The organism is Faunimonas sp. B44 (genome assembly GCF_052655945.1).
Genome location: NZ_JBQYEX010000007.1, coordinates 79965 through 100212, shown reverse-complemented (window position 1 = coordinate 100212; position 20248 = coordinate 79965). Strand labels below are relative to the sequence as shown.

At 72.1% G+C, this 20248-nt stretch carries 25 protein-coding genes; 11 read left to right on the top strand and 14 right to left on the bottom strand.

Annotated elements, in window-relative coordinates; genetic code table 11:
• The 4 genes from ACUN0C_RS13835 to ACUN0C_RS13820 are packed head-to-tail and all read left to right on the top strand — an operon-like array spanning window position 1 to window position 2768.
• Entirely contained in the window at window positions 1-858 is an 858-nt protein-coding gene (locus ACUN0C_RS13835; protein WP_445466969.1) for an isocitrate lyase/PEP mutase family protein, read from the top strand.
• Window positions 842-1555, top strand: coding sequence for a GNAT family N-acetyltransferase (locus ACUN0C_RS13830; protein ID WP_445466968.1), 714 nt, complete (start codon window positions 842-844; stop codon window positions 1553-1555). Before ACUN0C_RS13835 ends, ACUN0C_RS13830 begins: the two co-directional genes overlap by 17 nt.
• Window positions 1552-2556 carry a cation diffusion facilitator family transporter gene (locus ACUN0C_RS13825; RefSeq protein WP_445466967.1) on the top strand — a complete coding sequence of 335 codons (1005 nt, stop codon included), beginning with the start codon at window positions 1552-1554 and terminating at the stop codon, window positions 2554-2556. Before ACUN0C_RS13830 ends, ACUN0C_RS13825 begins: the two co-directional genes overlap by 4 nt.
• Window positions 2553-2768: a hypothetical protein gene (locus ACUN0C_RS13820; protein ID WP_445466966.1), complete on the top strand. Its 216-nt coding sequence runs from the start codon at window positions 2553-2555 to the stop codon at window positions 2766-2768. Before ACUN0C_RS13825 ends, ACUN0C_RS13820 begins: the two co-directional genes overlap by 4 nt.
• Here the strand turns inward: ACUN0C_RS13820 and ACUN0C_RS13815 are convergent.
• Window positions 2765-3685, bottom strand: coding sequence for a polyprenyl synthetase family protein (locus ACUN0C_RS13815; protein WP_445466965.1), 921 nt, complete (start codon window positions 3683-3685; stop codon window positions 2765-2767). The genes ACUN0C_RS13820 and ACUN0C_RS13815 overlap by 4 nt on opposite strands.
• 59 nt (window positions 3686-3744) lie before the next feature.
• On the opposite strand from ACUN0C_RS13815, the gene mtgA reads away from it, so the two are divergent.
• The 4 genes from mtgA to ACUN0C_RS13795 all read left to right on the top strand — a co-directional run bounded on the left by mtgA (window position 3745) and on the right by ACUN0C_RS13795 (window position 6561).
• Window positions 3745-4488, top strand: coding sequence for a monofunctional biosynthetic peptidoglycan transglycosylase (gene mtgA / locus ACUN0C_RS13810; RefSeq protein ID WP_445466964.1), 744 nt, complete (start codon window positions 3745-3747; stop codon window positions 4486-4488).
• 113 nt (window positions 4489-4601) lie between these two features.
• Entirely contained in the window at window positions 4602-4787 is a 186-nt protein-coding gene (gene rpmF / locus ACUN0C_RS13805; RefSeq protein ID WP_445466963.1) for a 50S ribosomal protein L32, read from the top strand.
• Window positions 4788-4948: 161 nt separating this feature from the next.
• Window positions 4949-6010, top strand: a complete 1062-nt coding sequence (locus ACUN0C_RS13800) for a diguanylate cyclase domain-containing protein (RefSeq protein WP_445466962.1) — start codon at window positions 4949-4951, stop codon at window positions 6008-6010.
• A gap of 116 nt (window positions 6011-6126) precedes the next feature.
• Complete coding sequence (locus ACUN0C_RS13795; RefSeq protein WP_445466961.1) at window positions 6127-6561, top strand: nuclear transport factor 2 family protein; 435 nt, start codon at window positions 6127-6129, stop codon at window positions 6559-6561.
• Between the two features lie 63 nt (window positions 6562-6624).
• Here the strand turns inward: ACUN0C_RS13795 and pqqE are convergent, their stop codons facing one another.
• The 6 genes from pqqE to ACUN0C_RS13765 all read right to left on the bottom strand — a co-directional run bounded on the left by pqqE (window position 6625) and on the right by ACUN0C_RS13765 (window position 10985).
• Window positions 6625-7770: a pyrroloquinoline quinone biosynthesis protein PqqE gene (pqqE, locus tag ACUN0C_RS13790; RefSeq protein ID WP_445466960.1), complete on the bottom strand. Its 1146-nt coding sequence runs from the start codon at window positions 7768-7770 to the stop codon at window positions 6625-6627.
• A complete protein-coding gene (locus ACUN0C_RS13785) occupies window positions 7748-8038 on the bottom strand; it encodes a PqqD family protein (RefSeq protein WP_445466959.1) in 291 nt (96 codons plus the stop codon). The genes pqqE and ACUN0C_RS13785 overlap by 23 nt, the downstream gene beginning before the upstream one ends.
• Window positions 8035-8808, bottom strand: coding sequence for a pyrroloquinoline-quinone synthase PqqC (pqqC, locus tag ACUN0C_RS13780; RefSeq protein WP_445466958.1), 774 nt, complete (start codon window positions 8806-8808; stop codon window positions 8035-8037). Before pqqC ends, ACUN0C_RS13785 begins: the two co-directional genes overlap by 4 nt.
• Window positions 8805-9731: a pyrroloquinoline quinone biosynthesis protein PqqB gene (gene pqqB, locus ACUN0C_RS13775; protein WP_445466957.1), complete on the bottom strand. Its 927-nt coding sequence runs from the start codon at window positions 9729-9731 to the stop codon at window positions 8805-8807. The genes pqqC and pqqB overlap by 4 nt, the downstream gene beginning before the upstream one ends.
• Window positions 9732-9767: 36 nt before the next feature.
• Window positions 9768-9851, bottom strand: a complete 84-nt coding sequence (gene pqqA, locus ACUN0C_RS13770; protein ID WP_445467044.1) for a pyrroloquinoline quinone precursor peptide PqqA — start codon at window positions 9849-9851, stop codon at window positions 9768-9770.
• Window positions 9852-9950: 99 nt separating this feature from the next.
• On the bottom strand, window positions 9951-10985 hold the full coding sequence (locus ACUN0C_RS13765; RefSeq protein WP_445466956.1) for a LysR family transcriptional regulator: 1035 nt from the start codon (window positions 10983-10985) through the stop codon (window positions 9951-9953).
• 145 nt (window positions 10986-11130) lie between these two features.
• Between ACUN0C_RS13765 and pabB the strand changes: the two genes are divergently transcribed.
• From pabB to ACUN0C_RS13750, 3 genes are read left to right on the top strand one after another with little or no spacing between them, the layout of a single operon-like run.
• On the top strand, window positions 11131-12543 hold the full coding sequence (pabB, locus tag ACUN0C_RS13760) for an aminodeoxychorismate synthase component I (protein WP_445466955.1): 1413 nt from the start codon (window positions 11131-11133) through the stop codon (window positions 12541-12543).
• Window positions 12540-13157, top strand: coding sequence for an anthranilate synthase component II (locus ACUN0C_RS13755; protein WP_445466954.1), 618 nt, complete (start codon window positions 12540-12542; stop codon window positions 13155-13157). Before pabB ends, ACUN0C_RS13755 begins: the two co-directional genes overlap by 4 nt.
• Before the next feature lie 60 nt (window positions 13158-13217).
• Window positions 13218-13874 (top strand): carboxymuconolactone decarboxylase family protein, encoded by a 657-nt coding sequence (locus tag ACUN0C_RS13750; protein WP_445466953.1) that lies wholly within the window; start codon window positions 13218-13220, stop codon window positions 13872-13874.
• A 49-nt stretch (window positions 13875-13923) separates the two neighbouring features.
• Here ACUN0C_RS13750 and ACUN0C_RS13745 read toward each other — a convergent pair whose 3' ends face one another.
• From ACUN0C_RS13745 to ACUN0C_RS13715, 7 genes are all read right to left on the bottom strand, one after another.
• On the bottom strand, window positions 13924-14244 hold the full coding sequence (locus tag ACUN0C_RS13745) for a hypothetical protein (RefSeq protein ID WP_445466952.1): 321 nt from the start codon (window positions 14242-14244) through the stop codon (window positions 13924-13926).
• A gap of 212 nt (window positions 14245-14456) precedes the next feature.
• On the bottom strand, window positions 14457-15317 hold the full coding sequence (locus ACUN0C_RS13740; RefSeq protein WP_445466951.1) for a triphosphoribosyl-dephospho-CoA synthase: 861 nt from the start codon (window positions 15315-15317) through the stop codon (window positions 14457-14459).
• Window positions 15314-16228 carry an ATP-grasp domain-containing protein gene (locus ACUN0C_RS13735; RefSeq protein WP_445466950.1) on the bottom strand — a complete coding sequence of 305 codons (915 nt, stop codon included), beginning with the start codon at window positions 16226-16228 and terminating at the stop codon, window positions 15314-15316. Before ACUN0C_RS13735 ends, ACUN0C_RS13740 begins: the two co-directional genes overlap by 4 nt.
• A gap of 10 nt (window positions 16229-16238) precedes the next feature.
• Entirely contained in the window at window positions 16239-17201 is a 963-nt protein-coding gene (mch, locus tag ACUN0C_RS13730; RefSeq protein WP_445466949.1) for a methenyltetrahydromethanopterin cyclohydrolase, read from the bottom strand.
• Window positions 17186-18286, bottom strand: a complete 1101-nt coding sequence (locus ACUN0C_RS13725; protein ID WP_445466948.1) for an ATP-grasp domain-containing protein — start codon at window positions 18284-18286, stop codon at window positions 17186-17188. Before ACUN0C_RS13725 ends, mch begins: the two co-directional genes overlap by 16 nt.
• A complete protein-coding gene (locus ACUN0C_RS13720; protein ID WP_445466947.1) occupies window positions 18283-19185 on the bottom strand; it encodes an NAD(P)-dependent methylenetetrahydromethanopterin dehydrogenase in 903 nt (300 codons plus the stop codon). The genes ACUN0C_RS13725 and ACUN0C_RS13720 overlap by 4 nt, the downstream gene beginning before the upstream one ends.
• Window positions 19178-20158: a beta-ribofuranosylaminobenzene 5'-phosphate synthase family protein gene (locus ACUN0C_RS13715; protein ID WP_445466946.1), complete on the bottom strand. Its 981-nt coding sequence runs from the start codon at window positions 20156-20158 to the stop codon at window positions 19178-19180. The genes ACUN0C_RS13720 and ACUN0C_RS13715 overlap by 8 nt, the downstream gene beginning before the upstream one ends.
• Window positions 20159-20248: the final 90 nt, after the last annotated feature.

Genomic DNA, 20248 nt, shown 5'->3' with positions numbered 1-20248 from the left:
ATGAGCGATACCGCCGAGCCGGCCTCCCGCTTCCGCGCCCTGCACGCGCGCGAGCGGCTGTTCGTCATGCCCAATCCCTGGGATGCCGGCACGGCGATGCTCCTTGCGGATTTCGGGTTCGAGGCGCTCGCGACGTCCTCGGCCGCGCTCGCCTGGTCGCTCGGAAAGCCGGACGCGGTCGGCGCCGTGACCCGGGAGGAGGCGATCGCCCACGCGGCCCTGCTCCACCGCGCCACCGGCCTGCCGGTCAACGGCGATTTCGAATCGGGTTACGGCGCCACGCCGCAGGAGGTCGCCGAGACCGTGCGCCGCGCGATCGATGCGGGCGTCGCGGGCTGCTCCATCGAGGACCAGGACCAGTCGGCCGGCGACGGCGCGCTCTATCCGCTCGCGGAGGCGGCGCGGCGCTTCGAGGCCGCCCGCGAGGCGGTCGCCCGGTCGGGCTCTTCCTTCGTGCTGACCGGGCGCTGCGAGGCGTTCTTCGCAAAGGGCGTGGACCCGCTGAAGGAGGCCGTCCGGCGCCTGAAGCTTTACGACGCGGCGGGCGCCGACGTGGTCTATGCTCCGGGGCTGACGCAGGAACACGAGGTGGCCGAGATCGTCGGCGCGGTCGCCGTGCCGGTCAACGTCCTCGGCGGGCTCGGCGGCGTCTCCGATGACATCCCGGCGCTCGAGCGGCTCGGCGTGCGCCGCGTCTCCATCGGGTCGGGGCTCGCCAAGACGGCGCTCGGGGCGTTCCTGCGGGCAGCGGGCGCGCTCGCCGACCGGCGGATCGATTATGCCGGCGCGGCCGCCTCTTCCACGCTGAACGGCGCTTTCGCAAGGCCGCGCATTGATGACGATGACGATGAAGACTGAGGACCTGTCGGGCTGGTCGCCGCGGCGGCTGCCGGGCACCGAGCCGATGCGCGGGGAGCGCGTGGAACTCGTCGCCCTCGGCGCCGAGGCGCATTGGCGCGACCTCTGGGACGCCACCGGCGGCAGCGCCGGTCGCGCGATCTGGACCTACATGCCGATCGGCCCGTTCGACGGCGAGGCGGCCTTCCGCGAGGGCATCGCGTGGATTGCCGATCGTCCCGACTGGGTGGCCTTCGCCATCGTGGACCGGGCCGCGGGGCGGGCGCTCGGGACGGCGAGCTACATGCGCCTCGATCCGGCCAACGGCGTCGGCGAGGTCGGCTGCATCGTCTACGGCGAGGGGCTCCGCCGCAGCGCGGCGGCAACCGAGGCCATGCTGCTGATGGCGCGGCGCATCTTCGACGAGCTCGGCTACCGCCGCTACGAGTGGAAGTGCGACGCGCAGAACCTGCCCTCGCGGTCGGCCGCCGCCCGGCTGGGCTTCACGCCCGAGGGCCTCTTCCGGCAGCACATGGTGGTGAAGGGCCGCAACCGCGACACGGCCTGGTTCTCCATCATCGATCGCGAGTGGCCGGCGATCCGTGCCGGGACGGAGGCGTGGCTCTCCGAGCTGGACGAGGCGGGACGGCAGCGCACATCGCTTTCGGAACGCATCGCCGCAGAGCGCGCAGCACATGCCGGACGGGCCCGCCGATGACTGACCAGAACGACCATGCGTGCCTGCGCGATGGACACGAGCACGAGCCGGGGCACGGCGGCCACGCGCATGGACACGATCACGCTCACGACCATTCCGTGACCGCCGGCGCGAGCAACAAGAACCGCATCCTCGCCGCCGCGCTCTTGACGGCCGGGTTCATGATGGCGGAGGTCGTGGGCGGGCTCTGGACCGGCTCGCTGGCGCTCTTGGCAGATGCCGGCCACATGCTCACGGATTCCGTCGCGCTCGGGCTCGCGTACTTGGCCTACCGGATGAGCGAGCGGCCGGCCAGCGAGCGCATGACCTACGGCTTCGACCGGCTGAAGATCCTGGTCGCCTATACGAACGGCCTCACCATCTTCCTGATCGCGCTCTGGATCGTGGTGGAGGCCGTGCAGCGTTTCTCGCAGCCTGCCGATGTGCTGGCCGGCCCGATGCTGGCGATCGCCGCCACGGGCCTCGCCGTCAACGTCGCCGCCTTCGCCATCCTGCACGGCGGCGACCGCTCGTCCCTTAATCTGAGGGGCGCGCTCCTTCACGTGATGGGTGACCTCCTCGGCTCGCTCGCCGCGATCGCGGCGGCAGGCATCATCCTGACCACCGGCTGGACGCCGGCCGACCCGCTCCTCTCGCTGCTGGTGGCCGCGCTCCTCCTGCGCAGCGCATGGATGCTCCTGCGCGAATCCGGACTGATCCTGCTCGAGGGCGCGCCGGCCGAGACCGACCGGAACGCGGTCGCCGACGACCTCTTGCGGTCGGCCGACGGCGTCTGCGACATCCACCACATGCATGTCTGGACGCTGGACGGGCGCCAGCGGCTCGCCACGCTGCATGCGCGCATCGTCGAAGGTGCGGATGCGGACAGCGTCGTTTCCGCGCTGAAGGACCGCCTCGATCGACGCCACGGCATCCGGCATGCGACGATCGAGATCGAGCACGGCGCCTGCGCCGACGCCCCGCGGCCGAGCGGGCACGCGCCCACGGGAGACGGACGATGAAGGATTATGGGCCGGCGGTTGCGGCCGGGATCATCCTCGCGGGGACCGCCCTCGTCCTGCTGCTGATGCCGCGACTGATGGCGGCGGTGTCCGGGGGCGGACCGTGGGCCGGCCTCGCCGTCGCGCTCGCCGCGATGCTGGCCTTCTTCGGCGTGTTCTGGCTGCGCGCCCGCTACAAGGCCCGGCGACCCGGGGGGCCGCGCGACGGCTAGCTCGGCCGTTCGGCCGCGAACCGGGCAGCCTCGACGAGCCTTCCCGCCCGCCCGCCGAACGGCGCGAGCGCGTCGGCGCACGCCGCCACGGCCGAAGCGAGCGCAGCGCGCGCCTCGGCCGGGCCGAGGCGGGCGACCAGCGTCGCCTTGCCCCTCGCGGCGTCCTTCGCCGCCGCCTTGCCGAGCGCTTCGGCGCTCGCTTCGAGGTCGAGGAGATCGTCCGCGATCTGGAAGGCGAGGCCGAGTTCCCGCCCGTAGCTTGCCAGGGCGGCGCGGTGCGGCTCCGGCGCGCGGCCGAGGAGGGCGCCCATCTCGCAGCAGCAGGCGATCAGGGCTCCCGTCTTCATCGCCTGCATGCGGCGGATGGCGGCCTCGTCGAAGGTGCTGCGCTCCGCCTCCAGGTCGAGCATCTGGCCGCCCACCATGCCGCCGAGCCCGGCCGCCCGGGCGAGCGCCAGCACCAGGGCGGCGCGGACGGCGGGGTCCGGATGCGTGCCGTCGCGGGCGAGCACGTCGAAGGCGAGCGTGAGCAGCGCGTCCCCGGCGAGGATCGCCGTCGCCTCGTCGAAGGCGCGGTGGACGGTCGGACGGCCGCGGCGGAGATCGTCGTCGTCCATGGCGGGCAGGTCGTCATGGACGAGGGAATAGGTGTGCAGGCATTCGACGGCGGCTGCGGCGTCCAGCGCCGCCGCCATCGGCACGTCGAACAGCGCGGCGCTCGCGACGACGAGATAGGGGCGGAACCGCTTGCCGCCGCCGAGCAGCGCGTGCCGCATCGCCGCCACGAGCCGCGGCGGCCGCGCGATTTCGCCGGGCCGGGGGTCGTCGGCAAGCAGCGCCTGCAGGCGGGCCTCCACCGCGGCGGCGACCGCGGCGCGCTGCGCAGCGAAGTCCGGGCTTGTGGGAGGCGGGTTCATCGGGCTGGCCGAGCGGTCACGTCTCGTCTTAGAAGGCTGTTGAACGACCGGCCGGAGCGATGGCGGAAAACACCGACTTGTCAACCCGCGGCGAAGCCATCCCCTTGCACGTGCGGCGCCGTCGCGGCGGGCTCCGGCGCCTCATCCGCCGCATCCTGCTGATCGTCCTCCTGGTGCTCCTCGCGCCGTTCCTCCTGCTGCCGCTCTACCGCTTCGTCGACCCGCCGATCACGACCGTGATGGCCTTGAAGCGCCTCGGCGGCGCGGGGATCGAGAAGGAGTGGAAGGCGCTGCCGGACATCTCGCCGCACCTCGTCCGGTCGGTGCTGATGTCGGAGGACGCAAGGTACTGCGCGCACGGCGGGATCGACTGGGTCGAGTTCCGGAAGGCGCTGGAGGCGGCGGACGGCGGCGGGCGCGTGCGCGGCGCCAGCACCATCACCATGCAGGTGGTGAAGAACCTGTTCCTGACGACGAGCCGCTCCTACCTGCGCAAGGCGCTCGAAGTGCCGCTTGCGGTCTATGCCGACGTCGTGCTCGGCAAGCGGCGGACGATGGAGATCTACCTGAACATCGCGGAATGGGGCCCCGGGATCTACGGCGCGGAGGCTGCGGCGCAACACCATTTCGGCACCACGGCCAAGCGGCTCAACGCGACGCAGGCGGCGCGGCTCGCCGCCGTGCTCCCGGCGCCGCTCGCCCGCGACCCGGCCAATCCGAGCCGCGGCGTACGCAACATCGCCAGCACGATCGCCGCGCGCGCCGCGCGCGCCGGTCCCTATGGCGACTGCGTGCTCGACTGATCGATCGGACTGGCCAAAGCGCGCGCGAGGGGTTATATGCGCCTCCGAACGGTCTGCCGCGGCGCGGCGGACGGCTCGGCTGTTGCCGGCCGACAGATCCCCTGGAGCACGACATGCCAGTTCCGAAGAGAAAAACCTCGCGCATGAAGCGCGGCTTCCGCCGGTCGGCCGACGCGCTGCCGCAGCCGACCTATGTCGAGGACAAGGATTCGGGCGAGCTTCGCCGCCCGCACCACGTCGACCTGAAGAGCGGCCGGTACCGCGGCCGCCAGATCCTGGAGCCGAAGGAAACCATCTGACGGTTCTCCGAAGCCGATCGAGGACGGGCCGGCCGCCGCGCCGGCCCGTTCTGCGTTCGGGCCGCCGGCGCGCCGCACGGCTTGCGGCCGTTTACGCCGCCTTCATCGTGATGCGGCAGAATTCGCCGGCTGATGGACGAGCACGGCGCCGGGGACAAGTGTTGAGCGAGGAGAAGGACCAGGCTCGGCCGGAAGAGGGTTACGAGCCCGATCTCACGCCGGTCCTCGCCGCCGCTTCGGACGACCGGCGCAGCCAGTCCGGCGCGAACAGCCAGACCATCCTCACCGCGATCGGCGAAGCGCTCTACGAATGGGATCTGGAAACGGATCGCCAGCGCTGGTCGGCGAATGTCGGCGACGTGCTCGGCCTCGAGCGGTTCGACGGGCTCGCCGTTGGTGAGAGCTACAAGACGCTCGTCGACCCGGACAGCCTCACCGACCGGCACCAGGCGGTCCTGAATGCGATCGGCATCGATTACGGGTCGGGCGTTCCCTATGAAGTGACCTACGGCCTGCGCCTTCCAGGCGGGCCCGGAACGCGCACGGTCTGGGTCCAGGATCGCGGCGTCTGGTTCGCCGACGGGACCGGCCGGCCGGCGCTCGCCAGGGGCGCCATCCGCACGGTCTCGCCTGCAGGCGACGTCGTCAGGCAGCGCCCGGAGGGCCTTCCGCGCCGCGCCGCCTTCCTTCAGCAGCTCGACGTCCTCGTCGCGGTCGCGCGGCATTACCGGACGCCGTTCGTCTTCGCGCTCGCCGCGATCGACAACCTCCGGGTCGCCGCCGAGCTGCACGGCATATCGGCGACCGAGGAGATGGAATCGGCGCTTGCGGCGCGGGCGCGCCAGGTGGTCCGCCGGGGCGACCTCGTCGGCTGGCTCTCCGACGATGAGCTCGGCCTCATGCTGCGCGTCATCGATCTCGACGAGGCGCAACAGGCGATGGAGCGCATCCTCGCCGGCATTTGCGACCCGATCCCGCTCGCCTCGGGTCAGACGATCCAGCCGCGTGTCGCCGTGGGCGCCGTCATGGCGCCGAGCGATGCCGACAGCGTGCAGCACGGCCTGGCAAGAGCCCGCCGCGCGGTGCGCCGTGCCCGGCGCCTCGGGCCGGGGCGGTTCGTCTTCCATCCTCAGGCGGACGGATCGCATGCCGACGCGGGTGCGGAGGAAGCGCCGGAAGGGCGCGACCGGGCGCGGTCGGCCGGGGCGGGCAGCGCGGGATAGGCGGCCGCTTCGGCGCCGCCAAGGACAGGTCGCAGCCCCGCGGTCGCGATTGCGAACGGTCGAGACCCGGCGCACACTCCCGATGCCGGCCGGAGAGCCGGGGCAGGGAGGCAGCCATGAACGACAACGATGCCAGCGATGCGACCCGCCGCGTCGTTTCGGAGGTCTACGCCGCGTTCCGCGCGGGCGACCTTGCCGCACTCGAGGCGGGGCTCGCGGACGACATCGACTGGGCGGTGGAGATATCGGCGGACATCTTCCCCTTCGGCGGCGTCAGGCGCGGGCGCGAGGCCGTCATGCGGGGATTCCGCGACCTCCTGGCGGAGGTGGAGCACGTCGAGTACGAGCCGCAGTTCACGATCGTGGAGGGCGACAAGGCGTGCGTCTTCGTCCGCGCGACCGTGCGGATGCGCGACACCGGCCGGACGGCGACCGCCGACCTCTGCGACCTCCTGCGGGTCCGGGACGGCAAGGTGGTGTGGTTCCGGGAACTGTTCGACACGCTGAGCTCGGCCGAGGCGATCGCCGGCGCGAAGGCCCGCTTCGCCTGAACGGGCGCGGACGAGGGGCATGCGGGCGAGAGCGGCGCCCTGGGCCGTCGCCGAACCGTCCGGTCAGCCGTAGCGCCGGTAGACGTAGCCCGGCGGCGCATCGCCCGACGCCTCGGTGGCGAAGCGGCGCATGGCGTCGTGGTGGGGCGAGAGCGCGCAGGCCGGGTCGGTATTGGCGGCGTCGCCCGTGAGCATGAAGGCCTGGCAGCGGCAGCCGCCGAAATCCTCCTCGCGCCGCGCGCAGCTGCGGCAGGGCTCCGGCATCCAGTCCTCGCCGCGGAAGCGGTTGAAGGCGGCCGAGCCGCGCCAGATCGCGCCGAGGCTCTGCTCGCGGACATTGTCGAAGGCGAGGCCCGGGATCATCGGCGCGGCATGGCAGGGCAGCACGTCGCCCTTCGGCGTGACGACCAGGAACTGCCGGCCCCAGCCGCCCATGCAGGGCTTCGGCAGGCTGGCGAAATAGTCCGGCACGACATAATCGATGAGGAGCCGGCCCCGCAGCGCCTCGCGCGCCGCCTCGACCGTCCGGCTCGCGGCCTCCACCTGGGCGGGATCAGGCATGAGCGCGGCGCGGTTGCGATAGGCCCAGCCGTAATATTGCGTATGCGCGATCTCGATGCGGTGCGCGCCGAGCCGCTCCGCGAGCGCGATCAGGTCGCCGACCCGGCCGACATTGGCACGGTGGATGACGGCGTTCACGGTGAGCGGCAGCCCGCGCTCGGTGACGAGCCGCGCCGCCTCGATCTTCTTCTCGAAGGCCCTGGGATAGGCGGTGATGCGGCCGCAGCTCTCCGCGTCGGAATCCTGCAGCGAGATCTGGACGTGGTCGACGCCGGCCGCGGCGAGCGCATCGGCGCGCTCCGGTGTGAGGTTCACGGCGGCGGTGATGAGGTTGACGTAGAGCCCGGCCGTGCGGGCGTGCGCCACGATCTCGGCGACGTCGCGGCGGGCGAGCGGCTCGCCGCCGGAGAGATGGAGCTGGACGATGCCGAGGCGTGCGGCCTCCTCGAAGACGCGTCCCCATTCGCCGGCCGTCAGCTCCGACTCCAGCCGCTCCAGCGCGACCGGGTTCGAGCAATAGGGGCATTGCAGCGGGCAGCGATGCGTGATCTCGGCGAGGAGCCCGAGCGGGGCCTCGACGGAAGCTGCAGCGATCGGCGCCGGGGCGGGCGACCGGGCCGGGGCGTCAAGCGTCGGCGCGTCGGACATAGCCCTTCTCCACGAGATCGCCCAGGAGCGGGCCGAGATCGGCCTCGATCGCCTCGGGCGGGGCGTCGTATTCGGCTGCGAGCTCGGCTGCGAGCACGCCGAGCCGCTTCGGTTCGGCGAGGCGCTCCAGCACCTCCACCGTCGTCGGGCAGGGAAAGAGCACGCGCTCCGGGACGAGGAGCAGCCAGGCCTGGCGCACCTCGCAGAAGCGCAGCCGCGCCCAGGCCGGGCGGACAAGCGCGGTGTCGGAGGCGAGCGCCGCGCTCATGCGACGTTCCCCATCAGGGCCGTCTCCTCCTCCGGCACGAACGCGCCCGGCGGGATGCCGCCGGCGAGGACGTAGGCGTGGTGGAGCGCGTCGAGCTGCGCCCAGAGCACGTCGGTCTTGAAGAGGAGCGCCTCGCAGACGAGCCGGCGCTCGGCCGGCGTGCGCGCGTGCTCCTTCACGTAGGCGAGGGCGAACTCCGCGTCGCGCGGCGCCTGGTCGAGCCGCGGCCGGAAATAGGACAGGGTCGTCTCGTCCACGAAATCGTAATTGGCGAGCATGCCGGAGACGCGCTCGCGGATGATGCCGGGCGAGAAGAGCTCGGTGAGCGAGGAGGCGATCGCCTCCAGCAGCGAACGCTCGCGAACGAAATGGATGTAGGCCTCGACGGCGAAGCGGGTGGCCGGCAGGATGCCCTCCTCGCGCTTCACCCGCTCCGGATCGAGCCCGAGTGCGGCGCAGAGCGTCAGCCAGCGCGCGACGCCGCCCTGGCCCTCGCGCGTGCCGTCATGGTCGACGACGCGCTCCGACCAGATCCGCCGCAGCTCGGAATCGGCGATCCGCGCCATGATCGCGCTGTCCTTCATCGGGATGCGCGACTGGTAGTAATAGCGGTTGAGCGCCCAGGCCTGGACCTGGCCGCGGTTCAGGCGGCCGCCGTGCAGCATGCGGTGGAAGGGGTGGAGGTTGTGGTAGCGCTCGGCGCCGATCCGCCGGAGCGCCGTCTCCAGGTCCTCGCCCGAGGCGAGATCGTCGATGCCGGGAAAGCTCACAGACGTTCCTCCATTCCGTCATGGGCGACCCTGAAGCCGGCGGCCTCGACCGCGGCGCGCTCCGGGCTGTCCTTCAGGAGAATCGGATTGGTGTTGTTGATGTGGATGAAGACGACGCGGCCGATGCCGAGGCCGGCGAGCCCCGCCATGCTGCCGTCGGGGCCGGACAGGCTCATGTGCCCCATGCGGCGGCCGGTCTTGGTGCCCACGCTTTGGCGGATCATCTCGTCGTCGGTGAAGAGCGTGCCGTCGAAGAAGACGAGCGGGGCGCCCTCCAGCCGGGCGGCCAGCGCCGGCGTGATCGCCGCGCAATTGGCGACGTAGAAGAACCGGGCCCCGCCGGAGCGGAATTCCAGCCCGACCGTCTCGCCCGCTTCCGACGGGGTTGCCGGGTCGAAGCCCTCGCCCTCGAGATAGAGCGGCACCTTGCCGGGCACCGGAAAGCACCTGACCTCGACGCCGCTCGGCGATCCGTCGGCAAGGCCGATGGCCTGCCAGGCGTCGGTCTCGAGCGGGCGGCGCGGCACGGTGCCCCGGTCGACCACGTCGAAGACGGGATTGTCGTCGAGAATCGCGAGGACAGACGGGGCCGCGTAGAGCGCGAAGGGCGTGCCCTCCCTGAGATGCAGCAGGCCGGCAATCGCGTCGACGTCGCCATTGGTGAGGAGCACCGCGGCGATCGGGCTCGACCGCAGCCCGTCCTGCGGCTGCAGGCAGGGACTGGCCTCGATCTGCTGGCGGAGGTCCGGGGAGGCGTTCACGATCACCCACTTTCGCCCGTCGGCCGAGACCGCGACCGAGGCCTGGGTCGCGGCGGGTGCCGCGGCATCGCCGGCGCGCGCGCGCCGGCAGGGCTCGGAATTGGCGTTCCATTGCGGGAAGCCGCCACCGGCCGCTGCGCCGAGAACGCGGACGATAAGCATCCGTGAGCCCCGGAGGCGGCCGATGGCCGGTTCCGCCTAGATCTTCGCCGGAAGGTAGGCCGTCACTTCCATGCCGGCCGGACGCTCGGTGATCATCGGCTTGGACCAGATCTTCTTCATGGGATTTCCTCCTTGTCGATCCCGGCGGGTGTCGGCCGGGATTGCGACAAGGTGACGCTCAGAGTCCGCTTTACAAGCAATGGGTGCGATAGCCCGAGCCTATAGGGCCGGAAGGCCGGAGGCCTCGGCCATCGCGTCCGGGCTCCCGAGCCGCTGCGCGGCGAAGGCCGGCGTGTCGCGCACCACGAGCGGCGACAGCCGCTCCGCCGCGTCCCGGATGAGGGCGACGAAGCTCCGCATGCCTTCGAGCGTCAGGTAATGGTCGGGCATGAGCACGACCGTGCGCCGCTTCGGCAGCGGCAGGCCGTAGAGCGTGACGTCGAACAGCGTGCCGTCGCGGTGGCGGACGGCGAGCTCCGGCACGATCGCGCTGCCGAGCCCGCCCTCCACGAAGGCGAGCGCGCTCTCGAACGACCGGCAGCGCGCCGTCATCGCAGAGCCCGGCAGGAGCGTGTCGTACCAGGCGGCGATGCGGCCGGTGTGCTCGCTCGCGAAGGCGTAGCGGATCGTGCTGCGGAGCACGGCGAGGTCGGCTGCGCCGAGCTGCTGCTCGGGGGCGGCGAGCGGCGCGAGGTCCGGCAGATGCGCCGGCACGGCGAGAAGCTGCGCGTCCTCGGCGACGAGGATGCTCTTGAGGCCGAGGCCGAGCCGGGCCGGGACCGCGTAGCCGGAGATCACCGCCATATCGATCATGCGGCCGTGCAGCTGCTCGATCGCCTCGCGCGGCGTCATCTCGACCATGTCGAGCATGTAGCCCGGCTTGTCGGCGACGAGCCGGCCGAAGGCCGGCACGATCAGGTTGCGCGCGAGCGAGGGCAGGGCGCCGACGACGACGCGGCCGCGCCGGCCCTCGAAGAACTCGTTGAGGCCGGCCTTGGCGCGGTCGACCGCGCCGAGCACCCGTCCCGCCTCCTCGAGCAGGAACTGGCCGGCCGGGGTCAGCCGCATCTCGTTGTTGACGAAGCGGATGAGCTTGCCGCCGACCGCCTTCTCCATGCGGCTCAGCTGCTGCGATATGGACGGCTGGCGCAGCTCGAGCTGCTTCGCGGCCCGGGTGATCGAGCCGGAATGCGCGACCGTCCAGAAGATCTGGAGCTGGCGCAGGGTGAGGTCGTTGGAATTCGTTTCCTCCATGCGGCAAGCCTAAGCGGGGCCGTGCCGGCGCACAATCGGTCGCCTGTGCGGCGCGGCCGGCTTGTGGCATCGCTTTGCTGGCGCGGCCGCCGGCGGGCCATTAGATAGGGACGGTGGCCGGTTCGGCGGCCCTGGCTGGAGCGCCATGTCGGAAGCCCCGCTCGTCCGCGAGGTCGAATACCGCGATCCCCTCGCGGTGCTGCGATCGCTGCCGCTCGCGCCCGGCCTCGTCCTCCTCGACAGCGCCATGAAGCATCCGGAGCTCGGCCGCTGGTCCTACCTCGCGGCGGACCCGTTCGCCCGCTTCACGGTGAGCGGGCTCCGGCCGGCATGGAACGGCGCCGCGCTCGAAGACGCGCCGCTCACGGCGCTTCGGGCGAAGCTGCGCGCCTTCGCCTGTCCGGCCGCGCCGGCCGGGCCCCGGTTCCAGCCGGGGGCGACAGGCTTCATCTCCTACGAGGCGGGGCGGCTCTTCGAGAAGCTGCCGGAGCCGCGGCCGGGACCGGCTTGCCCGGAGATCGATCTCTTCTTCCACGACGTGGCGGTCGCCTTCGACGAGGTCGAGCGGCGCGCCTTCGTCGTCTCCACGGGCTATCCCGAACAGGATCCGCGCCGCCGCCGCGAGCGCCGCCATCAGCGCGCGGACTGGCTCGCCGCGGAGCTCGCCGCCCGCGGCCGCGCGCCTGCCTTGCCGGCCATCCGGATTCCCGCAGGCGCCTGGTCGTCGAACTTCGACCAGCCGGCCTTCCAGGCCGCGGTCGGACGGGTGCGCGACTACATCGCCGCGGGCGACATCTTCCAGGCGAACCTCACGCAGCGCTTCACCGTGCCGCTGCCGCCCGGCTTCGATCCCGTCGCCGCCTATGCGCAGCTCCGCGCCGCCAACCCGGCGACCTTCGGGGCGTTCCTCCACGACGGCGCGCGGCTCGTTGCCTCGACCTCGCCGGAGCGGTTCCTGGAGATGCGCGGCGGCTTCGTCGAGACGCGGCCGATCAAGGGCACGGCCCGGCGCGCGCTCGACCCGGAGAGCGACCGGCGGGAGGCGGAGCGGCTTCTCGCCAGCGAAAAGGATCGTGCCGAGAACGTGATGATCGTCGACCTGCTCCGGAACGACCTGTCGCGGGTGGCGGTCCCCGGGACGGTCGAGGTGCCGGTCCTGTGCGGGCTGGAGAGCTACGCCAACGTCCACCACCTCGTCTCGGCCGTGACGGCGCGGCTCCGCCCGGGGCTCGACGCGCTCGACCTCATCGCCGCGAGCTTTCCCGGCGGCTCCATCACCGGGGCGCCCAAGATCCGCGCCATGGAGATCATCCATGCGCTGGAGCCCGACCCGCGCGGCGTCTATTGCGGTTCGGTCCTTCATCTCGGCTTCGACGGCTCGCTCGCCTCCAGCATCGCGATCCGCACGCTCGTCGCCGAAGGCGGCCGCGCCTCCGTCCATGCCGGCGGCGGCATCACGCTCCTGTCGGACCCGGAGGCGGAATACGAGGAGACGCTCGTCAAGGCGGAGCGGCTGTTCCAGGCCTTCGACCCGGCGGCGCGGGCGCGGGTGGCATGATCCTCGTCCTCGACAATTACGATTCCTTCGTCTTCAACGTGGCGCGCTACGTGGAGGAACTCGGCCGTCCCGTGCGGGTCGTCCGGAGCGACGCGCTCAGCGTGGAGGAGGTCGCCCGCTCCGGCGCGACCGGGCTGATCCTCTCGCCTGGCCCCTGCACGCCGGCGGAGGCGGGGATCTCGGTGGAGGCCGTGCGCGCGCTCTCCGGCCGGGTGCCCATCCTCGGCATCTGCCTCGGCCACCAGTGCATCGGCGAGGCGTTCGGCGCCCGCGTCGTGAGGGCGCGGACGCCGATGCACGGCCGCGCCGCGCCGATCCGCCACGATGGCAGCGGCCTCTTCGAGGGACTGCCGGCGGAGTTCACGGTCGGCCGCTACCACTCGCTCATCGTGGAGATGGACGAGCCCGCCGCCGACCTCGCGGCGACCGCCTGGAGCATGGACGGCGAGGTCATGGCGCTCGCACACCGCCGGCATCCGACGTTCGGGCTGCAGTTCCACCCGGAATCCGTGCTGACCGAGCACGGCTATGCGCTGATGCGGGCGTTCCTTGAGCGCTGCGAGGCCTGCGCCGATCCCGGCCGCGTGCGGAGCCGGGCGCCGGCCGCGGCTTGATTCGCGCCAGGCGGGGTGACACCCTCGCTCCATCGAAAAGAAGAGAATGAGGAAACGCCGATGGACAAGCAGCGCATTTCCTATGTCGACCCGGCCACGATCACGGACGCGCGCATGCTCGCCGAGCTCGACCGCTGCCGCCGCGAGGGCACGCCGCGGCCGGAGAGCCAGGCCATCCGGGCGCACGTGCCGGCCTGCTTCTGGTCGTTCGCCGACACCTGGCGCGACGTTTTCCACAGCGGCGTCTGCGACCATTCCATCAAGGAACTCTGCCGGGTCTACGTCTCGCGTTCGGTGAAGTGCGAGTATTGCGGCAACCAGCGGTCCATCAAGTCGGCGCGGCAGGGGCTCGTGGAGGAGGACTACAAGGACCTTCTCAATTTCGAGAAGTCGGTCCGCTACGACGATCGCCAGAAGGCGGCGCTCGCCTATGCGGAGGCGATCACCTGGGATCTTCCGGCCGAGGATGCCCTGTGGGAGCGGCTTCACCGCCATTTCAGCGAGCCGGAGCTCGTCGAGCTCGGCTATTTCATCGCGATCACGATGGGGCAGCAGCGCTGGCTGCGGACGCTGAACATCGAGCACCACCAGGTTCTCGCGGGAACCGACGCCTCGATGGCGCCGGGCTTCGAGACGGCGGAAGACCTCGCCCGCAGCAAGGCCGATCCGGACTACTGGGCGCGCGACACGCGGCGGCCGGTGCAGGCCGCCGAATAGCCGGCCCGAGGGCCGAGGCGGCTCGGGCGAGCCGCCTCGAATTTTCGGTCTACTCGACGAGATCGGCGCGGACGGCATCGCCGTCGCGGACGATCTCGACCGCCTTGTCCTTCGCGCCCCGCGGGCCCGGCACGGAGATCACCAGCCGCTGCGCCGGCGCGAGCGTGGTCTGGTAGCGCACGGGGCGGGCGCCTTCGCCGCCGGAGAGGACGGCCACGACGCTGTAGTCGCTGCCCTCGGCGGTGTAGTAGGCGACGCCCGACACGCCCTCGAGCTCGATGCTGCGGGCGTGGTTCGGCACGAGGTCCGCGGCCAGCCCGGCGGAAGCCGAGACGAGAAGAGCGGCGGCGGAGAGAAGAAGTCTGCGCATCTGGAAACGTCCTGAGGTGCTGGCCGGTCCCACCAATGGGCCAGGCAAGCCGGATTCATCTCCGGGAGACCCGAAGATGCGTCTGATGCTGCATTGCATCAAGGGCGATGGTGCGCCGCACAACGCGGGGCCGATGCGCGCGGCATGCATAGCTTGGAGGTGCAACGCGAGCGCGCCGTCGCCCGCGCCGCGGGAGTGCCTTTCGGGGTCCGTCAGGCCCTCGCGTCGCTCTCGAGGCGCTCCAGGCGTTCTGCGAAGAGGGTGGCGACGGTCAGGTCAGCGCTGGTGCCGGGGTTGACCCCGGCCGTCTTCAGCTCGCCGTCGAGCGTGAGGATGCGGGGGAGGAGGGTGCGAGGTTCGTCCGCGCTGCCGAGTTCGTCGGCGATCCGCCTGGCGCTCTCCTGCGCCCGCGCCGCGGCATCGGCGCCGTGCTCGCGCGCGATGTGGGTGTCGGGGAAGGCGGCCATCATGGCGAAGTGCACGGCGGCGGTCGCCCAGAGGTGATCGCCGAAGCGCTCCATTGCGGCCCGGTATGTCGGCAGCCCGATCTCGAAGACGTCCGCGAAGCCGTTCGAATAGTTCCAGGCGATGCGGTCGCGCTCGGCCGCCGTGCGCATGGCCTCGATGAGCCTCACGGTCGCGGGCGCGCGGACGTCGTGCGCGTCCGATCGCCCGAGTCCTGCCGGCGAGGCGAGCACGATCGCCTCGAAGACCGCTGTGGCGTCGGCCACGTCGAGGCCGGCGAGAATACGGCCGACGGATTCGCGGAGAGACGGTCCGTCTGCGCGCTCGGCGGCGGCGGCGAGCGGCGCCGACATCAGCACGATGCCGAGATTGGTGTTGCAGCCGACCGCGGCGCGGGTCGCCCGGATCGCGCCGAGGATGCGCTCGCCGACCGGCGCGCCGGCACGCGCGACGAAGGGCGCCGTGACGTTCGCGCTCACCTCGAAATCGCTCACCGTCATGCCGTGCCCGGCGCTGAAATCGTGCACGTTGCCGGCCTTCGGCGCCCTCAGCTCGTCGAGGCAGGACGACCGGTAGAGCTCGGCGATCAGGCTCGCTTGCGGCTTCATCCGCCTGCCGCAGCCAGTTGCCGGCGCTGCGGCAGGGCCGCGAGAAGACCGTCCGCGATGGCGGCGGCGATGTCGACGGGCGTCACGGACTGCAGGCCCGCCCAGGCCGGCATGCTGTTCACCTCCAGGACGAGCGCCCGGCCGGCTTCGTCCCGAATGAGGTCCACGCCGCAATAATCCGCCCCGACCGCGCCGGCTGCGGCGACGGCGAGACGCGTCATGCGGGCGTCGGGCGTAAAGGGCAGGGGCTCGCCGCCCTGCTTCACGTTGGTGATCCAGGTGGCGCCGCGCCTTGCCATGGCGGCGACGACGCGCCCTGCGACGACGAAGAGGCGGTAGTCCTCGAACAGTCCGGCCGGGCTGCGCACCAGCCGCTGGAGATAGTGGACGCCGCCGGTCGCCTCGGGCGGGGGAAGGTCCTCCGGCCGCTCGACGAGGAGGAGCCCGCGCCCCTGCGAGCCGAACAGCGGCTTGAGGACGAGCGGACCCTGTCCGCACTCGCGCGCGACGATCCGGCAGGCGGCCTCGCGATCTTCCGTCGTCCAGGTCGCCGGCGTCGGCAGGCCGGCGCGCGCCAGGTGGAAGCTCGTCGCCGCCTTGTCGACGCAGCGCTCGATCGCGCGCGCATCGTTCCAGACCGGCACGCCGAGGTCGCGCAGAGCGTGCAGGATCCCGAGGCGGAGCGTGATGGCCTCGAAGCTGCCCGCGGCCACCGTCTTGACGAGGACCGCATCCGGCAGGCCGTCATCGAAGCCGGGCAGCTCGACGCCGGTCTCCGTGCCGGTCGCGAGCATGGCGCGGTCGAGCGACAGGCGGACGAGAGCCGCCCCGCGCGCCGCGAAGGACTCGCCGAGCCTTGCTGCGTGCCAGTCGCCGCCTTCGGCGAAGAGCGCGATCCGGGGTCCGGTCATGCCTGCCCGATCAGCCGCCGAAGGACGCATCGACGAGCGCCGCCGAAAGCTCCCCGGCATGGAAGCTCGCGCCGGTCTCCATCGCCGTCACGGTCACCAGCGCGGGGCTGAAGAGCATGGCGTCGATGGCGTAGAAGTCGCCCTTGAACCGCTTGAAAACCTCCGCGAAGGGCGCGCCGTAATCCCGCGAGGTGCGGCTCGGCAGGCCGGCGGCGAGCTCCTTCGCCTCCGCTTCCGGGCCGGTCACGAACAGGTGGACCCGCCCGCCATAGATGATGGCGTCGTTGGTGCGGCCCATCGCGGTGACGAAGTCGGGATGGGGCGGGCTCATCGGCGCCGCGCCGGCGGCATCGACGATCCGCTCGACCCGATAGCCGAGGGCATGGGCCTTGTGGAGCGCGACCTCCACCACGCGGGCGATGATCTGCACGGTGCCGGCCAGGCTCCGGGTGGGCGCGTAGAGGACGCTGAGCGCGTCCGGGGCGATGCCGCAGTCGCCTGCCACCTTGGCGATCACGCTTGCCGGCGGCGGCGATCCCGCCTCGAGGACCAGCACGGCGCGGGCCGATTCCTCCCGGTGCGCGAGGTCGTGGAAGACCTCTTCGCGCCGCGCCAGCGCCCGGGCCGGGCCGGAGCCGAGCGCGAAGAAGCCGCTTCCGCCCTCCTTGTCCGAGAGCGCCCAGCCGGCGTACTGGCTCGCCAGGCAGGCGGTCGCCGGATTGCTGGTGCGGACGGAGATCGTCCAGGGCCAGCGCGGCAAGGCCTCCGCCGGGCCGAGCGTCACGTGACCGAGCCCGCCGAGGCAGGTTTCCGCGAGCGCGAGGCCGGCATCGATGCCGCCGAGGACCTTCGCACCGCAATCGACGAGCGTCTCGCCCAGCGACCCGCGCGCCACCCCGATCCGCAACCGCTCGGCATCCGCGATCATGCGTTCCACATGCGCAGACGCGCGGTCGTTCAGGCTGATCGACATTGTGCGCCTCCGATCAGGCCCCGCAGGGCGGCAGTCCGGCCGGCAAGCAGCGCGCGCGCTGCTGCTCCTGTTTCCGCCTCCGCCACAACGGTGCAGACCGGGGCGTCCTGCGCGATGGCGACGCCGGGCGGCGTGCGGTCGGCCGTCCATTCGGGCCAGGCGATCGCCGGCATCACGGCGATCGGGGCGTCGGCATAGAGGATCGCGGCGGCAGAAGCCGGCGCGAGCCGGAATTCGTCGTGGGGAAGCGGTGCGCCGCGGCAGGCCGCGACGTGCTCTGCGAAGAGCCGCCCGTCCCGGTCCCTGAAAAGGTCGAGCGTCGCGCCCGGCCGCGGATTGACCTCGATGAGCCAGTAGGCGTCGGCAGCGACGAGGAAGTCCACGCTGTTGAGGCCGACCAGCCCGCTTGCTTGGGCGATCCGTTCGGCGGCGCGCGAAAGGCTCCCCGCCGTCCCGGCGTCGAGCGGCGCCGGCCGCACGGCGCCGCCATAGCGGAACGGCGCGCCGGGGCAGGGATCGGGCCATTGCGCGCTGAGGCCGAGCACGCGCGCGGCGCCGCCGTTCGCCAGCACGAGCGCTGAAACCGGCTCGCCCGGCACCTGTTCCTGCCAATAGGTCGCCTCGCCCGCCCGGCCGACATGCGACCCGCCGCTGCCGCCGGCGCGCTTGGCGAGCCAGCCGTCTCCGCCCGGGCGATCGAACCGGATCTCCGGGTGCGGGATGGCGAGGGAGCGGCAGAGCTCCGCCAGCCGTAGCGGATCCTTGACCCGGCGGATCGTGCTCGCCGAATTGCCGAGGATCGGCCAAAGCTCCGCCACCGCCTCGAGGAGTTGCGGGCGATCCTCGAAGCCGGAGGCATAGGCGAAGCCGATCGGGGCGCGGCCGCGGGCAAGCCGTTCGAGCGCCGACGGCGCGTCAGGGTCGATGCCCGCGTCGAGGCTGCCGCCGAGCCGCCGGGTCGCCGCGCAGCGCTCCTGGAGATCGAGGTCGCAGAAGAGGTCGGCGGCGAGCGGAGCATAGCCGGCCGCAGTGGCCGCATCCGCCAGCGCACGCGCCGAAAGACCGCCGACCAGCACCTCCGTCATCCCCTGGCGGCGAGCGAGCGGGCGAGGCGGAAGGCGTCGCGGAAGTCGAACACGACCGGCTTCTCCGCATCGATCATCGCCCGGAACAGGCCTGATTCCGTCTTGTATTTGATGTCGCCGATGGTGAGGGCGCCGATGCCGACGGCGCCGTGCGTGCCGAGCGGCGCGCCGTCGGCCTTCACGTCGAGGCCCTCGATGCCCGCCGGCGGAACGGCGTTGACGTCGGCGGCGACCGTCAGGCGATCCGCCGCCTCGACCTGCTCGCGGCCGAGCACCTTCACGCCGGCCTTGGCGGCGGCGAGAACGATCTCGGACTCCGCCACGATCGCCGCCTTGCGCTCCTCGGTGGAGCCGTCGGCGAAGCCGACCCCGACGTCGAAGCGCGCCCCGATCTCCTCGGAGGCGCGCCGGACGCGGTCCGGGCCGTCATGGCCGACGAGCGTCACCTTCGCGCCCTCGGTCGCGGCGATCACGGCGGAGCAGAAGCCGACCACGCCGGTCGCGCCGAAGACGGCGATGGTCGCGCCGGAGAGCTCGCGCTGCCGCTTCTCGCGCAGCGTCCGCTCGACGCAGGCGACCATCGCCGCCGCGGTGGTGAAGGAGCCGGCCGGGTCGGCGAAGATGGACATCGAGAAGGGCGGCACGAGTGCCTTGCGCGCCTTTTCCAGCATGTCGAGCGCGAGCACCGCCTCCTTGCCGCCGATGAAGAGGCCGGAGCGGACGCCGAGCTTCGGCGGCCGCGAGAAGATCGCGTCCTGGACGAGGCCCGTCACCTCGCCGAGCTCCACCTGGTTGTAGGGCACGACCGCGTCGAAGCCGGCATCGAGGGCCATGTTCACGTCGAACGGGCTCACGTGCTTCAGCGGACTGATCATATGGAGGATGCGCGGCTCAGCCATGCTGTTTTGCTTTCGTCAATGCGTTGATCTGCTGGATTTCGGCGCCGGCGTTTCGGCCGCGGACGACGAGAACGGTCAGGCCCGCCGAAGCGGCGAGGTCACGCAGGAGGGCCGCCCATTCGGCGGCGGTAGCCTCCGAGGGTGCGAAGGCGAAGCCGGTCGGCCCCCACGAGCTCTGCCCGAAGCCGGTGCAGCCGGCCCGTTCCAGGCGCTCGAGCGCGGCGGCGACGCCCGGGCTGGCGAAACGGCCGCCCTGGGCCGGTGCGAACTGGTCGCCGATGACGGCCTGGATCTCCGTCACGGCGCGACCGAACGGGTCGAGATCGGCCTCGGCGAGCGCGGGCAGCGCGCGCATCAGCGCGAGCCGGCAGAGATGGGCGGCGACGTCGGCGGGCATCGGCGGCAGGGCGGCGAAGGCTTCGGCCTCGTCCGGCCCGTGCACGCCCGTGGCATGCCTGTCGAGGACGAGCACGATCCGCCAGGCCTCCGGAAAGGGGAGCCGGGCGAGGATGGGCGGCGGCTCGTCGCGCGCGCTCCGCCCGCCGTCGAGCACGAGGCCGCCCTCCGTGAAGAGGCCGATGCCGACGCCGGAGCGTGCGCCGCGCCCGAGCACGCGCGCATCGCTGCGCGGATCCTGCGGCGCGCCGTGCAGGCGGCGCACGGCAGCGGCGACCGCCAGCGCGAGCTGCGTTCCCGAGCCGAGGCCGGCATGGGCGGGAATCGCCTCGCCGACCGACAGGCGGTGGAACGCCCGCAGGCCGAGGGCGGCGCGGATCTGCTGGAGGTAGGCACCCGCCCGTGCGCTCTCCGGCCCGGTGACGGAATCGGCCGGCGCGCGCGAAAGCTCGATCCGCGTCCGCAAGCCTTCGATCGCCAGGCCGATGCTGCCGAAGCGCCGTCCAAGCCCGCCGTTCAGGTCGAGGAAGCCGAGGTGCAGGCGTGCTGGTACGGTTACGTGGACGCTGTCCGGCACTGCTACCACCAGGATTTGATGAGCCGGCCGACTTGCCCGTTCGGTCTTGTGCCGGGATTGCGTTCAGCCGAGAATTGTTTCCACTGTGGC

Coding starts and splice junctions, on each gene's coding strand:
- ACUN0C_RS13755 (WP_445466954.1), top strand. CDS start 12,540: ATGATCCTCGTCCTCGACAATTACGATTCCTTCGTCTTCAACGTGGCG.
- ACUN0C_RS13745 (WP_445466952.1), bottom strand. CDS start 14,244: ATGCGCAGACTTCTTCTCTCCGCCGCCGCTCTTCTCGTCTCGGCTTCC.
- mtgA (WP_445466964.1), top strand. CDS start 3,745: ATGGCGGAAAACACCGACTTGTCAACCCGCGGCGAAGCCATCCCCTTG.
- ACUN0C_RS13750 (WP_445466953.1), top strand. CDS start 13,218: ATGGACAAGCAGCGCATTTCCTATGTCGACCCGGCCACGATCACGGAC.
- pabB (WP_445466955.1), top strand. CDS start 11,131: ATGTCGGAAGCCCCGCTCGTCCGCGAGGTCGAATACCGCGATCCCCTC.
- ACUN0C_RS13825 (WP_445466967.1), top strand. CDS start 1,552: ATGACTGACCAGAACGACCATGCGTGCCTGCGCGATGGACACGAGCAC.
- ACUN0C_RS13785 (WP_445466959.1), bottom strand. CDS start 8,038: ATGAGCGCGGCGCTCGCCTCCGACACCGCGCTTGTCCGCCCGGCCTGG.
- pqqE (WP_445466960.1), bottom strand. CDS start 7,770: ATGTCCGACGCGCCGACGCTTGACGCCCCGGCCCGGTCGCCCGCCCCG.
- ACUN0C_RS13815 (WP_445466965.1), bottom strand. CDS start 3,685: ATGAACCCGCCTCCCACAAGCCCGGACTTCGCTGCGCAGCGCGCCGCG.
- ACUN0C_RS13765 (WP_445466956.1), bottom strand. CDS start 10,985: ATGGAGGAAACGAATTCCAACGACCTCACCCTGCGCCAGCTCCAGATC.
- pqqB (WP_445466957.1), bottom strand. CDS start 9,731: ATGCTTATCGTCCGCGTTCTCGGCGCAGCGGCCGGTGGCGGCTTCCCG.
- ACUN0C_RS13720 (WP_445466947.1), bottom strand. CDS start 19,185: ATGGCTGAGCCGCGCATCCTCCATATGATCAGTCCGCTGAAGCACGTG.
- pqqA (WP_445467044.1), bottom strand. CDS start 9,851: ATGAAGAAGATCTGGTCCAAGCCGATGATCACCGAGCGTCCGGCCGGC.
- ACUN0C_RS13835 (WP_445466969.1), top strand. CDS start 1: ATGAGCGATACCGCCGAGCCGGCCTCCCGCTTCCGCGCCCTGCACGCG.
- ACUN0C_RS13735 (WP_445466950.1), bottom strand. CDS start 16,228: ATGACCGGACCCCGGATCGCGCTCTTCGCCGAAGGCGGCGACTGGCAC.
- ACUN0C_RS13820 (WP_445466966.1), top strand. CDS start 2,553: ATGAAGGATTATGGGCCGGCGGTTGCGGCCGGGATCATCCTCGCGGGG.
- rpmF (WP_445466963.1), top strand. CDS start 4,602: ATGCCAGTTCCGAAGAGAAAAACCTCGCGCATGAAGCGCGGCTTCCGC.
- mch (WP_445466949.1), bottom strand. CDS start 17,201: ATGTCGATCAGCCTGAACGACCGCGCGTCTGCGCATGTGGAACGCATG.
- ACUN0C_RS13740 (WP_445466951.1), bottom strand. CDS start 15,317: ATGAAGCCGCAAGCGAGCCTGATCGCCGAGCTCTACCGGTCGTCCTGC.
- ACUN0C_RS13725 (WP_445466948.1), bottom strand. CDS start 18,286: ATGACGGAGGTGCTGGTCGGCGGTCTTTCGGCGCGTGCGCTGGCGGAT.
- ACUN0C_RS13830 (WP_445466968.1), top strand. CDS start 842: ATGACGATGAAGACTGAGGACCTGTCGGGCTGGTCGCCGCGGCGGCTG.
- ACUN0C_RS13795 (WP_445466961.1), top strand. CDS start 6,127: ATGAACGACAACGATGCCAGCGATGCGACCCGCCGCGTCGTTTCGGAG.